This window comes from Neisseria sp. HMSC061H08 (assembly GCF_001836795.1).
Taxonomy (GTDB): domain Bacteria; phylum Pseudomonadota; class Gammaproteobacteria; order Burkholderiales; family Neisseriaceae; genus Neisseria; species Neisseria subflava_A.
On sequence record NZ_KV830588.1, the window covers coordinates 40,037 to 53,559 of the forward strand.

The following is a 13,523-nucleotide window of genomic DNA, read 5'->3' on the forward strand; positions in this document are numbered from 1 at the left end:
TTTACCCAATTGCAGAGCGTCTGCGTTAGCATTACTAGATTCCCAAGGGTCGAAGCTGTCGCTGCTGTTTTTCAGAGAAGTATCCAATTTACCAGCACGAACTTTACCGAAACCGCCTTCTAAGCCCAAGAAAGATTCACGGGTCGCGAAACCAGAATCACCACCGGCGATAGAAGTGTTTTGTTCAACTTGCCAAATAGCATTCAAGTTGCTACCCAAGTGTTCGTGGCCTTTGAAGCCGATGCGAGAACCGTAGTCAGCAATCTCAGTAGCAGTTTTAGAAGTAGTCTTACCTTCTTTTACTTTAGAAATTTCAACGCCGGCTTTAACTTGACCGTACAGAGTCACATCAGCCATAGCTGCAACAGGCAGAGCTGCCAAAGTCAGAGCAATCAGAGATTTTTTCATTGCTGTATTCCTTTTCTATTGTGAAGAAATAACTTAAGCAGACCGGACAATCCGCTTAGGCTTACTTTATCGCTGGAATCAGCGATTCCATGACTGTTACTATAATTGCTCCTCTCTAAAAAAACAAACTTTATTCAACCAACCTCCACTACCGCAGAAACCAAACAAAGGCAGAGACAACCCAGAAAATAGAAATTTATTATTTAAAATCAATGATAAATTTCTTCAAAATCAAAATTTGCATTTTTACAACACTTTATCAGTTTACACATCAATCACGCTATTTTGTTGCTTTTATACCAACAATCCGCAGTCAGGCCGTCTGAAAATCATTACCTAGAACGCTCATCCACTCGGGCAAAGATAGTCGTGTCACCCCAAACTCATCAGGATAGTCAACACCTGTTAAATACAGACCATCAGACATAAAAGTTGGTGGAGCCTTCAATCTACTTTTTGCATGAAAAACCGACTCAAACTCATCCACACTGATTCTGCCGCTACCCACATACACCAATGCCCCCATAATATTACGTACCATATGATGTAAGAATGCATTCCCATGCAAATCAAAGCACAGATAGCGAGAAGTTCCACTAATCTTTGTACTATATAGTGTCTTTATAGGGGATTTCGCCTGACATTCGGCCGCTCGAAAGCTAGAAAAGTCATGCTCCCCCTCCAATAAGGCAGCAGCCTGCCTCATCAGATTTAAATCTAATTTCAAATGCGTCCACCCTACTCTGCCAACCAATAATGGAGAACGAACCGGTGAGGACTCCAATAAATAGCGATAATGGCGGCCATAAGCATCAAATCGGGCATGAAAATGAGGTGCAACTTTTTGAGCAACCAACACAGCAACACCATCAGGCAAATGTGCATTGACACCTCGTACCCATGCTTGCTCTGGACGACTCACTGATGTATCAAAATGCACTACCTGTGCAGTTGCATGCACACCCGTATCTGTCCTTCCTGCAACAATAGTATTAATTTGCTCCCCTGCTATTGAAGATAACGCCCGCTCCAAGGCCGTCTGAACAGTCGGCAAATCTCCGGCCTGTTTTTGCCAACCATAAAAACGGCTTCCATCATAAGAGAGGGTCAAAGCCCAACGCTGCACGAGATGCCCAATTGTATTTGCTTGTTCAGTCATTTCTTATACTTCTTGTAAATTGATATTGTTGCCTACGCTTAAGTAACAAATATTAAAAAGGCGTGATCAACACACGCCTCTCATTTATTTCAGACGGCCTTCATCTTCAACCATCACATAAAGCTGAAATCTTACCCAACTGATAATAGACTCAGCCAAAATCTTGCTTTTTAATTTACCATAAAAAAGATGCCGTCTGAAACGGCATCTTCACTTAACTGGCACTTATGCGCCAAGTTCTTTCATCAGTTTTTGGGCTTTATGCAGAATATCGCCTTCAGCCTCTTCAATCAGCCCTTGCAATGTTTCTCGAGCCGCTTCAGGATCACCGATTTCGATATACATCTTAGCCAAATCATATTTAGCCTCAAACGGCGTAGTCATTCCGACTGATTCTGAAACAAAGCCTCTTTCACTATTGCTTTTATCGGCAGCCACTGAAACATCTTCAGTTCCCCATTCCAATGCACCTTCTTCAATCACAAACTCAGAAGCAGCTTCTTCTCTCTCTACTTCTTCTTTGGTTTCTTGAATTTGCAAGTCTTGATCTTGCTTGATATCGAATGGCAGCACATGGCCGTCTGAATCTTCAGGGGTATCTACCGTAAACTCGAGCGGCTCTTCATTTCTTGACTCGAAGACTTTTGTCTCTGTCGCAAAATCAAACTCAGTAAATGTATTTGCCTGCTCTTCTTTACGTTCCGGCATAACAACAGATACCGGCTGATATGGATTTTCTGGTTCAGGCTCGTACACGCTTTCTGTTGATTCGATACTATCCCAATCAGCATAGCGACGTTGCTCTGTCTCGACATCATGCGTTACTGCACCTGAAAGAATGCCTGTCTGACTATTGTCAATCTTACCCAAATCAAGTTTGACATCATTAATAGTGGAAGATTCTTCTACTTCATTGATGATCACATCATCTTCGAAATCGTCTTCGATAAACAGACCGTCTTGAATTTTTTCAGACGGCGTTACTTTAGTTGAAGTAGCCGCAGCAGCTGAAGCAGCAACATTTTTCTGTACGGCCTTCTCTTCATCCTTACGGCTCACAGGCGCTGCTTCTGGCTCATCTTTGCGTTTACCGGCAGCTTTCAACAACAACCAAGCAGCAATAAGGGCTGCACCGCCTGCCAACAACCATTTCCATAAATTGCCGTCTGATCCGCTTTCTGTTTGCTCCGCGACAGAATCCGTGGTTGCAACAGGCTCAGAAGCGACTACATTCTCTTGAGCATCGGAAGCCATAGCTTCTTGAATATCGGACGCAGGAACAGTCGATGCGGCGTTTTCATTAACCGCTACAGATGCCGCTTGTTCTGTTTGTTCAGCTGAAGCTTGTTTTACTTCTTCCTGTTGCTGTGTATTTACGCCAGCATCTTTAACCTGGGCTTCAGTTTGAGCATCAGGCTGAACAACAGGTTTTTCTGTTTTAGCTTCTGTTGTATTAGCGGTTTCATTGGCTTTTTCTGTTGCTGTATTGGTTTTAACAGGCGCAGAAGCAGCCAAGCGTTGCAATTCGCTACGGTTTGGAATATTCAGTACTTTACCTGCCAACATACGGTTGGCATTATTATCAATAAACACATCCGGGTTGGCATTTACCAAAGCCTGGATGGTTTGATCCAAGGTCATACCTTGCGGACGGATGCTCGACGCAATGGCCATCAGGGTTTCACCCGTACGCACCAAATGCTGTCTGCCTAAACGTGAGGCAGTGTCGTTTTTAGCAGAGGCCGTCTGAACTTGTTTTTTCTCAGCCTTACGCTGCACATCCTTACGCGCTTGAGCTGCCTGATTACCTGCTGCTTTATTGTTTTTAGTTACAGGCTGTTGGGCATTGCGTGTCGGCTCGGAGGATTGAGATTCAGCAGCCGGACGGGTACGAACAGATGCAGCATCTTTAGAATCATATCCGGCCGGATCGATAATAGCGGTGTATTCACGCGATTGCGCGCCGACACCTACTTGGAAAACCAAAACAGGATCTTTGATGGCTTTGGAAGAACGAATCGTAACGACTGCCTTATCGCCTGATTTGCGTACCGCCGCGCGCAAATTGCCATTTGAAATAGTGGCCTTACCGCCATTAAGCAGAGCCTGAGCTTCCTCGCCAGTCACAGTGATACTGCCTGTAAAAGGCTCACCCAAATGAGATTGAACGTTCAAGCCACCCAAACCTGCTGAAGCACCGAGCGATGTCATTAAAGCGATAGAAGCTGTAATTAATTTAATATTGTGATGTTTTTTCAAAACGGATCCCCTGTTCGGAAATTATGGTACTAACCAATGTGCGCGCATTTAACCATATATTTACTAGATATTACATCATGATATATTTTTAACCCATTCTTGCCAAGCAATAGAGGCTATTCAGGCTAAAATTCCATAGTAAATCTATTACTTTTACATGCTTGTGTTTCTTTTTTACAAATTTCATCAACCCAAAACAAATATTTCATATAAATATATGTGGTATTGAAGTTATGTGGAAAGGTGCAAAAAAACACATCTCCCTGTATGATTAGCATTTACTCAATTAGTTTCATCATTAACATATGAAGATTTTGAGCGACTTATTTGCCGTATTCTTATTTTTCATCACATACATCATTACCAAAGACATGATTGCCGCAACGACTGTTGCGGTTATAGTCGGCATTGCCCAAGCTGCGCTGACCTTTTGGAAACACCGCAAACTGGATACCATGCAATGGGTCAGCCTGATTTTGATTGTCTTTTTTGGCGGCGCAACGATTCTGTTGAAAGACAACCGCTTTATCATGTGGAAACCGACCGTTCTGTTTTGGATCGGCGCCATCGTCATGCTGTTCAGCCATCTTGCCGGTAAAAACGGGCTTAAAGCCGTCATGGGCAAAGAAATGCAGCTCCCTGATTTTGTATGGACGCGCCTGACTTATGCATGGATTAGCTTCCTAATTTTTATGGGTGCGGCAAACCTCTTTGTCTTTACATATTTTCCAGACCAATGGGTCAATTACAAACTGTTTGGCACATTGGGTTTTACAATCATTTTTTCCATCGCACAGGGTATGTATCTGATGCGTTTCCAGCCTAAGGAGGATCAATAATGGAATATTTCATGCTTTTGGCCACTGATGCCGAAGATGTCCACGAAGCACGCATGGCGGCACGCCCCGCGCATTTGGCACGCTTAGAAGAATTGAAAGCGCAAGGCCGTCTGCTGACTGCCGGCCCCAATCCTCTACCAGATAATCCGGAGCGCGTTTCCGGCAGCCTGATCGTGGCTCAATTTGAATCTTTGGACGCTGCACAAGAATGGGCTGAACAAGACCCTTACGTCGATGCCGGCGTATACGCAGAAGTATTGATCAAACCCTTTAAAGCCGTGTTCAAATGAGCAATATGCGTCAAATTATCGAGGAACGCCTGCGGACACTTGAACCTGAGTTCTTCGATTTTGAGGATGAAAGCCATCTGCATGCCGGCCATGCCGGTAATAAAGGCGGCGGGCATTATGCGATATTGGTGGTCAGCAACGCATTTGAAAATATCGGCCGCCTCCAACGGCAACGTATGATTAAGCAGCTTTTACAAGACTTGTTTTCAGACGGCCTGATTCATGCGCTCAGCATCAAAGCAACCACGCCGGATGAATACTTCCATTAAGATTACCGCCCAAACTTTGATTTCCAATCATTAATTTAGAAGAGAAATACGATGAAAAAAACCTACTTTGCTTCAGCCTTGATGCTCGCCCTGACTTCCGGCACCCTGTTTGCCCAAACTTTGGTTACCGTCAACGGTCAAGCCATCGACAGCAGCGTTATCGATGACCAAGTTGCTTCCGTACGCGCCGGCAATCCTAACATTCAAGATACGCCTGAATTGCGTCAAATGCTGACTGAACGTCAAGTTATCAGCACTGTTGTTACCCAAGAAGCCAAAAAATTAAAACTGGATCAAAGCGCAGAATTCAAAGCTGCATTGGAGCAAGCGCGTGCCGATGCCGCCAAGCAAGGCGCAGATAAAAAAGCCACATTCAAAACCGAATGGGCAGTTTTCGAAAAAGATTTATTAGGCCAAGCTTTCGCAGCACACATCATCCGCCAATTTCCTGTTCAAGAAAAAGACGTCAAAGCCGCTTACAATGATTTCAGCAACTTCTATAAAGGTACTCAGGAAGTCCAACTGGGCGAAATCTTAACCGACAGCAACAGCAATGCCCAAAAAGCCATTGCCGATTTGGATGCGAAAAAAAGCTTTGTTTCAGTATTGAACCAATACTCAATTGACGAAGCGGCCAAAAAAGCCGGCGGCATCCCTAAAGCTTATGTTCCGCTTAAAGATTTGCAAGAATCAGCGCCTCCGCTTTACGCTGCTGTCAAAGACCTGAAAAAAGGTGCACACACTACAACGCCGCTGCAAAACGGTAATCTGTACGCCGTTTTCTACGTCAATGACCGTCGTAACGTTACCGTACCTTCTTACGAAGCCGCTAAAAACGAGATTGGCAGCGACTTACAGGCAGCCCGTGTTGATGCGGCCATTCAATCATTACTGAAAAAAGCCAGCATCAAAGTCAACAAATAATATAACGTGCCCGCCGTGATAACGGCGGGCAATAAGGAACTCACATGAACATCAAGCCCAAAACTGCCGTTTTGGCTATCCTCGCCTTGTCAACCGTGAGCTTAGCAACCGCCAAAGCACCTGAAATCGATCCCGCGCGCATCGACAGCATGGTCGCCGAAGTATTGAGACAGACCGATCAACATCCCAACCAGACTGCCAAACCCGATGGTCAGGCAATCCGCAAAGATGTGGTTACACGTTTGCAGACTTTGGAAATTTTGAAAAATGAAGCCATCAAAGCTGGTTTGGACAAAGATGCGGAAGTGCAGAATCAGCTTAAAAACGTTGAGGCTGAGTTTTATGCCAACCAATACGCTGCTTATCTAGAACGTCAAACCGCAGTTGATGATGCCGAGTTGCGCCGTTTCTACGACCAGCAAACACGCATTATCAAGCTGCAACAAGTCAGCTTTGCTTCAGCCGACGAAGTACGCGCCGCGCAAGAACTGTTGCTCAAAGGCTTGTCATTTGAAGAACTGATGAAACGCTATCCCAACCCCGAACAAGAGTTTGACGGCTTCATCTCTCCACAGCAGCTTTCTCCTCAACTGGCTACCGCTTTTGCCGACATGAACCGAGGCGATGTAACCCATGAGCCGATTCAGATGGAAAACCGTTTTTATCTGTTTAAACTCAGCGCCGTAGAGCGTAATCCTAATGCCGAACCTTTCGAACTGGTACGCAATCAGATTGCCCAAGCTGTTAAACGACAAAAAGTCGAGAATCAGATCGAACGTATCTTAAAAGAAAACGGCATTAATCCGTAAATTAATTCAATGGTTTCAGGCCGTCTGAAACTATATTTGAACCCAGAGGGCGTATCTTACGCCCTTTTTTACAAATCCTTGTATTCACAAAACATTATGCGCGCTGTTATCCAAAAAGTTACCCAAGCTAAAGTTGACGTTTTGTCCGAAAACTCCTGCGAAACCTGCGGCGAAATCAACAACGGATTTATGATATTGCTCGGCGTTACCCACTCCGACACAGAAGCAGACGCCAAATACATTGCGGATAAAACCTCCAACCTACGTATCTTTGAGGACGAAAACGGTAAATTGAATTTATCGCTCAAAGATGTCGGCGGCTCGATATTACTGGTTTCCCAGTTTACCCTTTACGCTGATGCGCGCAGCGGCCGCCGCCCTTCTTTCTCCAATGCAGCGCCCGCAGAACAAGCGGATAAGCTTTATCAATACACCGCGCAACTTCTACGCGAACATGGATTGACTGTCGAAACCGGCAGATTCCAAACCCATATGCAGGTCTCCCTTTGCAATGACGGGCCGGTTACCTTATTGCTTGACTCGCAAAAAACATTCTAAATCCCATCAAAAAAGGCCGTCTGAAATCTTTCAGACGGCCTTTCCATTTCTGATCATTACTAAATTAAACCTTTCGCTTTCACCCAGTTCACAATATCTGCCTCAACGGCTTCAGGCGAACCCGGATTGTCGATTTTAACGCCGTACTCATCCGCACCCAGCTCTTCCAAAATCTCCAGCTGCGAATCCAGCATTCCGGCTTTCATATAATGCCCCTGACGCGACAGCATACGTTCGAGATTGATTGCTTGAGGCGGAGTCAGATGGATAAAAGCCACCTTCCCTTCCGCACCACGCAGAATATCGCGATAGTGATGCTTGAGTGCGGAACAAGTAACGATGGAATATTTTTCCCCGTTTTTTGCCTGCTCTGTCATCCAGTCACGCAAATTGCCCAGCCAAGGATAGCGGTCTTCGTCCGTCAACGGAATACCGGCACCCATTTTGTCGCGGTTGGCTTGGGTATGGAAATCATCGCCTTCGGCATAGGGACATTGATCAAGATATTTTTGCAACGAGAGTGCGGCCGTGGTTTTACCGCAACCGCACACGCCCATCATGACAAAATGTGTCGTCATTTTTCTACTCCTTGTTTATCTGGATTTTAACGGTATTTGAAAACAGGCAGATTGTGTTATCTCAAAAACACTATCCGCCGGCCGTTTTCGATTAAACCAAAATAAACAACACTGACGATAAAGCAAAACCGATGAGTGCGATAAGCGTTTGGTTAACCGTCCATGTCTTCAAGGTCGTCGGCACATCCATATCCAACAGACGGCCGACAAGCCAGAAGCCTGAGTCGTTAAAGTGGCTGCAACCGACGGAACCCGCCGCCGTCGCCAATACCACGCAAGTAATCTGCCAATCGCTGAAACCTGCCGCCGCAACGGCCGGTGCCATCAATGCGGCAGCGGTAGTCAGGGCAACGGTCGCAGAACCTTGCGCAATACGCAAAGCCAAAGCCACCAAGAAACAGCCCAGTAAAACAGGAATACCCAAGTCAGCCATGCTGTCGGCCAAAGCCTTACCGATACCGGAAGCACGCAACACGCCGCCGAACATACCGCCTGCGCCGGTAATCAAAATAACCGAACAAACCGGGCCCAATGCGCCATCAATGGTTTTCTCCAAAGCACTGGCTTTTTCGCCACGTTTGCTGCCCAATACATACAGGGCTACCAAAACAGAAATCAGCAAAGCAATCGGTGTCGAACCGAGCATTCGTGCAAACTGCACCCAGCCTTCATCCGCACTGACCATTTTCTCGCTGATCAGAGTAGACAAACCAGTATTCAAGAAAATCAACAACATAGGAATCAGCATAATGCCGATGACTGTAGATGCTTTTGCAGGCGCTTTCGGTTGGTCGTTATCTTGCGTACCGCCGCTAAGCAGATCAGGAACGGGCACATGAATGCTGCGACCCAAAACTTTACCCAATAAATAGCCGCTGAAATACCAAGTAATCAAGGTAACCGGCAAACCCAAAATCAGCAGTTGACCGATGTTTGCACCATAAAATTCAGAAGCGGCAATCGGGCCGGGATGTGGCGGCAGGAAGACGTGCATGACGGAAAATGCGCCAATAGATGCCAACGCATAGGGCAAAACAGTTTGCTTCATGCGACGTGCCGTTGCAAACACAATCGGCAACATCACCACCAAACCGGCATCAAAGAAAATCGGAAAACCGAAAATCAAAGAAGCCACGCCTAAGGCAAACGGCGCACGTTTTTCGCCAAAAATCCGAATCAGCGCATCCGCCAAAGATTGGGCACCGCCGGAAGTTTCCACCAAACGGCCGAGCATTGCGCCCAAACCGACCAGCAACGCCACGCTGCCGAGCGTGCCGCCAAAGTTTTTGACCAACACATCATTGACAATACTGCCCATAGGCAGGCCTGTTACGATAGCAGTCAGCAGGCTGACCAATACCAACGTCAGCAAAGCATGAACACGCAGTTTCACAATTAAAATCAAAATCAGCAAAATTGCCGCCGCCGCAATACCGAGCAAAGTGCCGGCACTCAGCGTTTGAGTCCAACCATCCATTTTGAAGCCTTTCTCTGTAAGAAAAATACAAATTTATTAATGTTTTTTAACATATATGAATACGATAACACATTTACCCATGAAATCGTACGGCTGAATCCAGCCAAAATATAAACACCTATTTTTCCAAACCCTTTTTGTAAGATGCTTGAAAATAAGGAGGACAAAGAAAAACAAGAACAATAAAAAGGCCGTCTGAAAAGTAGTTTATTTTCAGACGGCCTGACATTACGCTTCTCAATAAGATAGAAACAGATGGCTTTTTTCAATGATCTGAAACCAAGCCCCTCAGTTATACCTTAGTAAAAATTACCTCGTTTTCCAAACGTGATTTCGGCAATTTGGCATTAAAATCATCTTCGGCGCGATAGCCCAATGCAACAACGGCAACAGCACGATAACCTTTTTCAGCCAAACCAAATTCTTGATCCAAAACAGTCATATCCACCCCTTCCAACGGAACGGCATCCACCCCCAAGGCCGCGGCGGCAAACAGGGTAAAGCCCAAATTAATATGAACTTGTCTCGACAACCATTGGGTTTCGTCTTGCATTTGGTCGCGGTGGATACCCAAGAAAGTGCGGCGCGCATTATCGCCCATTTGCTTATTTTCGGCCGTAGCAAAACGTCCGTCTTTATCTTCCTGTTCCAACACGCCTGCCAAATAGTCATCATCGGCATGCACCCGCGCCGCAAATACGATTACATGTGAAGCGTTGATGATTTTGGGCAGGTTGTACGGAAAATTTTCTGCAGATTTGGCTACCCGTGCTTTCCCTGCTTCATTATCCGTAATCACAAAATGCCAAGGTTGGATATTGACGCTGGAAGGACTGTAGCGCAGTGCTGCTTCGATTTGGGCAAAATCTTCGGCTGAAATTTTTTTGGAGGCATCAAAAGATTTGGTGCTGTAACGTTTTTGTACGATATCCTGAACATTCATCATGTTGTTCCTTAAAATTTAAAACTATCATAAACACAAAGGCCGTCTGAAAAATCCTTCAGACGGCCTTTATTCTCAAATTTCCGCCGGCGGTTGCGGTGTATCCCCATCTTCCTGCTGCGTTTTGGCCTTGGCAAAACGGCTGAACCAAATGCCTGCTTCGTAGAGCAGAATCAGCGGAACGGCAAGCAGGGTTTGAGAAATTACGTCAGGCGGCGTAATGATTGCGGCCACGATAAACGCAACCACGATAACATACGGACGGGCGTTCTTAAGCTGAGCGGTCGAAACAATGCCCATTTTGGCAAGCAACACCACAACAACGGGCACTTCAAACGTCGTACCGAATGCGACAAACATGCCCAAAATAAAGGACAGGTATTTGTCGATATCGGTCGCCATATTGACGCCGACAGGGGTTACACCGGCCAAGAATTTGAAAATAACGGGAAACACCAGAAAATAGGCAAACGCCATACCGACGAAGAAAAGCGTTACGCTGGACAACACCAGCGGCGTAATCAAACGCTTTTCGTTTTGGTATAAGGCCGGGGCGACAAACGCCCAGACTTGATACAGCGTGTGCGGCAAGGACAGCAGAAACGCCGCCATCAAGGTAACCTTCACCGGCACAAAAAACGGCGCGATCACATCGGTCGCAATCATGCTGGTATCTTTAGGCAGATTGGCCATCAATGGTTCGGCAACAAAAGTATAGAGCTGCTGGGCAAACGGCATCATGCCCAAGAAGCAGACGACGATGCCGATGACGATCCACATCATGCGGCGGCGCAGCTCGAGAAGATGCTCGATAAGCGGTTGGACGGGTTGTTCGTGTTGAGGTTCGGACACCGGTTGACTCACTTTTTACTTACGGACGCGCAGTTTGGGTTTGGCGTGGAATTTCGGACGCATATCGCGCTTGCGGCTCATCGCCTGCTTACGCAGAGATGTCGTATGCAGCGGAGGAACATCGGCGGCAGGAGCTTCGACATAGCTGACTTCAACCGCCGGAGCTGGGGAAACCGATGCGGTCAAATACTCACGCCAAGCGCGGTCTTGCTCGGACTCGGCATTTTCAGCCCCGGCAGGCTCTTGGGTTTGCACTACCCCACCCTCTTCAGGAACTTGGGCCGCACTTTCATTTTCAGTGCTGCTTGAAGCCAAATCAGGCAGAGGATTACCGAACTCGTCCACGCCAAAATCGGCAGGCGTTTTTTGTTCGGGCAGGCGCTCCCAAGGCTTGAGGCCGTCTGAAATATCATTCAGATTTTTTTGTGCATCATCGCCCAAGTCTTTGATACCGTCGCGAAACTCCGAAGCGGCGGCTTCAAATTCCTGCTTGACTTTGCGCAATTCGTCCAACTCAGCCTGAGTATTAAGTTCCTGCTTGACGTTGTTGACGAAGCCTTGCAATTTACCGACCAAACGCCCGGCCGTGCGCGCGGCTTGCGGCAGACGTTCGGGGCCTAACACTATCAGGGCAACAACGCCGACCAGCAGCAATTCGCCCAAACCGAAATCAAACATGGATTATGCTTTGTCTTCGTCTTTTTTGTGTTCGATGACTTCGTCTTTTTTGGCATCTTTGCCGTCTGTACCTTCGTTCAGGCCTTGTTTGAAGTCATGCACTGCGCCGCCGAGGTCTTTGCCGACGTTGCGCAATTTTTTGGTACCGAATACCAAAACGACGATAATCAGTACGATAATCCAGTGCCAAAGAGAGAAGCTACCCATGATAAATCCTTGAATTTGTTTAATTTAAAAAGAGATAATAATTATGCGGGCGTACCCATGATATGGATATGCAGGTGGAAGACTTCTTGTCCGCCGCCTTTACCTGTGTTGATCAGGGTTTTAAAACCGTCGGTCAAACCTGCCTCTTGGGCGATTTGAGGGACTTTCAACATCATTTTACCCAACAGGGTTTGATGTTCGGCAGTGGCGTGTGCCAGTGAATCGAAGTGTACTTTCGGAATCAGCAGCAGATGTACCGGCGCGGCAGGGCGGATGTCTTTGAAACAAAGCATCTCATCGTCTTCGTAAACGGTTTGTGCCGGAATATCTTTTGTTGCGATTTTGCAGAAAATACAATTATCCATAATGGCTCCAATGGCCGTCTGAAAACGGGTGCAACGGGTTTCGCCAAACAAAGTGAAATCGTTTTTGCCCCAAGAGACGGATTCTGAAACAGGTCAAATACGGGATTGTAATATAAATTCAAGATTCTTTGCGAGAAGCTTTTTCCACCAATCCCGATAAACCTTGACGGCGCGCAAGCTCGTTGACCACATCTTCGACGCGCAATCCGTGATGCGCCAATAAAACCATGGTGTGAAACCACAAATCCGCCACTTCGTAAACCAAATGTTTGCCGCCGCCATCTTTAGAGGCCATCAAGGTTTCACCCGCTTCCTCGATAACTTTTTTCAAAATCTTGTCTTCGCCTTTGTGCAACAGTTGGGCAACGTAAGAAGCATCGGGATCGCCGCCTTTGCGCGAATCGATGACGTTTTGGATTTGGGTAAGGATAGTATCGGTCATGGTCGGTTTCTCTTATTTCTTTCAGACGGCCTTAAGGATGTTTATGTCCGTAAATCGCTTCTTCGTTTTTCAACACAGCATCTACTGTCTGCCATGCACCCTCTTGCCAAACTTTGTAAAAGCAGCTTTCGCGCCCGGTATGACAGGCAATGCCGCCGTTTTGTTCAATCAACATAACCACAGCGTCGCCATCGCAATCCAGGCGCAATTCGTGTACTTTTTGCGTATGCCCGGACTCTTCGCCCTTCATCCATTGTTTTTGGCGGGAACGGCTGTAATAGTGGGCAAAACCGGTTTCTACGGTTTTTTGCAGGGCTTCGGAGTTCATCCAGGCAACCATCAGCACACGGCGTGTCTGCCAATCTTGGGCAATGGCGCAAACCAAACCTTTTTCATCAAATTTTACGGCATTCAGCAGCGTTTCGTTTATATTCGACATTCGCGTTTTTCTCCCATATTTTTCAGA

18 protein-coding genes are annotated in these 13,523 nt (G+C 46.5%); 6 read left to right on the forward strand and 12 right to left on the reverse strand.

The features are described from left to right. The 3 genes from HMPREF2675_RS11645 to HMPREF2675_RS09165 form a co-directional block, all read right to left on the reverse strand. The coding region (locus tag HMPREF2675_RS11645; protein ID WP_283127821.1) for a porin at positions 1-408 on the reverse strand (408 nt) is incomplete at its 3' end. 313 nt (positions 409-721) lie between these two features. Then, a complete protein-coding gene (gene truA, locus HMPREF2675_RS09160) occupies positions 722-1,567 on the reverse strand; it encodes a tRNA pseudouridine(38-40) synthase TruA (protein WP_070814798.1) in 846 nt (281 codons plus the stop codon). Positions 1,568-1,792: 225 nt separating this feature from the next. Beyond that, positions 1,793-3,778, reverse strand: coding sequence for a motility hub landmark protein FimV (locus tag HMPREF2675_RS09165; RefSeq protein WP_083323913.1), 1,986 nt, complete (start codon positions 3,776-3,778; stop codon positions 1,793-1,795). Between the two features lie 353 nt (positions 3,779-4,131). Between HMPREF2675_RS09165 and HMPREF2675_RS09170 the strand changes: the two genes are divergently transcribed. The 6 genes from HMPREF2675_RS09170 to dtd all read left to right on the forward strand — a co-directional run bounded on the left by HMPREF2675_RS09170 (position 4,132) and on the right by dtd (position 7,515). Then, positions 4,132-4,665 (forward strand): septation protein A, encoded by a 534-nt coding sequence (locus HMPREF2675_RS09170; protein ID WP_070814801.1) that lies wholly within the window; start codon positions 4,132-4,134, stop codon positions 4,663-4,665. Next, positions 4,665-4,955, forward strand: coding sequence for a YciI family protein (locus HMPREF2675_RS09175; RefSeq protein WP_004519663.1), 291 nt, complete (start codon positions 4,665-4,667; stop codon positions 4,953-4,955). Before HMPREF2675_RS09170 ends, HMPREF2675_RS09175 begins: the two co-directional genes overlap by 1 nt. Next, a complete protein-coding gene (locus HMPREF2675_RS09180) occupies positions 4,952-5,224 on the forward strand; it encodes a BolA family protein (protein ID WP_070814802.1) in 273 nt (90 codons plus the stop codon). The genes HMPREF2675_RS09175 and HMPREF2675_RS09180 overlap by 4 nt, the downstream gene beginning before the upstream one ends. Positions 5,225-5,275: 51 nt before the next feature. Beyond that, positions 5,276-6,148, forward strand: a complete 873-nt coding sequence (locus HMPREF2675_RS09185) for a peptidylprolyl isomerase (protein ID WP_070814804.1) — start codon at positions 5,276-5,278, stop codon at positions 6,146-6,148. A 44-nt stretch (positions 6,149-6,192) separates the two neighbouring features. Then, entirely contained in the window at positions 6,193-6,957 is a 765-nt protein-coding gene (locus HMPREF2675_RS09190; RefSeq protein WP_070814806.1) for a peptidylprolyl isomerase, read from the forward strand. 96 nt (positions 6,958-7,053) lie between these two features. Then, positions 7,054-7,515 carry a D-aminoacyl-tRNA deacylase gene (dtd, locus tag HMPREF2675_RS09195; RefSeq protein WP_070815020.1) on the forward strand — a complete coding sequence of 154 codons (462 nt, stop codon included), beginning with the start codon at positions 7,054-7,056 and terminating at the stop codon, positions 7,513-7,515. 59 nt (positions 7,516-7,574) lie between these two features. Here dtd and HMPREF2675_RS09200 read toward each other — a convergent pair whose 3' ends face one another. From HMPREF2675_RS09200 to hisI, 9 genes are all read right to left on the reverse strand, one after another. Beyond that, positions 7,575-8,093, reverse strand: a complete 519-nt coding sequence (locus HMPREF2675_RS09200) for a gluconokinase, GntK/IdnK-type (RefSeq protein WP_070814808.1) — start codon at positions 8,091-8,093, stop codon at positions 7,575-7,577. A gap of 91 nt (positions 8,094-8,184) precedes the next feature. Continuing rightward, positions 8,185-9,570 carry a GntP family permease gene (locus HMPREF2675_RS09205; protein WP_070814810.1) on the reverse strand — a complete coding sequence of 462 codons (1,386 nt, stop codon included), beginning with the start codon at positions 9,568-9,570 and terminating at the stop codon, positions 8,185-8,187. 292 nt (positions 9,571-9,862) lie between these two features. Further along, the gene (gene nfsB, locus HMPREF2675_RS09210) at positions 9,863-10,516 is read right to left on the reverse strand and encodes an oxygen-insensitive NAD(P)H nitroreductase (protein ID WP_283127822.1); all 654 of its coding nucleotides are present in this window, start codon (positions 10,514-10,516) and stop codon (positions 9,863-9,865) included. A gap of 72 nt (positions 10,517-10,588) precedes the next feature. Continuing rightward, entirely contained in the window at positions 10,589-11,365 is a 777-nt protein-coding gene (gene tatC / locus HMPREF2675_RS09215; RefSeq protein WP_070814813.1) for a twin-arginine translocase subunit TatC, read from the reverse strand. Positions 11,366-11,380: 15 nt separating this feature from the next. Then, positions 11,381-12,043, reverse strand: a complete 663-nt coding sequence (gene tatB / locus HMPREF2675_RS09220; protein WP_070814815.1) for a Sec-independent protein translocase protein TatB — start codon at positions 12,041-12,043, stop codon at positions 11,381-11,383. Positions 12,044-12,046: 3 nt separating this feature from the next. Further along, entirely contained in the window at positions 12,047-12,250 is a 204-nt protein-coding gene (gene tatA, locus HMPREF2675_RS09225; RefSeq protein WP_003679438.1) for a Sec-independent protein translocase subunit TatA, read from the reverse strand. A 41-nt stretch (positions 12,251-12,291) separates the two neighbouring features. Then, the gene (locus HMPREF2675_RS09230; protein ID WP_004519654.1) at positions 12,292-12,615 is read right to left on the reverse strand and encodes a histidine triad nucleotide-binding protein; all 324 of its coding nucleotides are present in this window, start codon (positions 12,613-12,615) and stop codon (positions 12,292-12,294) included. Positions 12,616-12,733: 118 nt separating this feature from the next. Then, positions 12,734-13,057, reverse strand: coding sequence for a phosphoribosyl-ATP diphosphatase (locus tag HMPREF2675_RS09235; protein WP_070814817.1), 324 nt, complete (start codon positions 13,055-13,057; stop codon positions 12,734-12,736). A 31-nt stretch (positions 13,058-13,088) separates the two neighbouring features. Continuing rightward, on the reverse strand, positions 13,089-13,487 hold the full coding sequence (gene hisI, locus HMPREF2675_RS09240; protein WP_141759978.1) for a phosphoribosyl-AMP cyclohydrolase: 399 nt from the start codon (positions 13,485-13,487) through the stop codon (positions 13,089-13,091). Positions 13,488-13,523 lie beyond the last annotated feature (36 nt).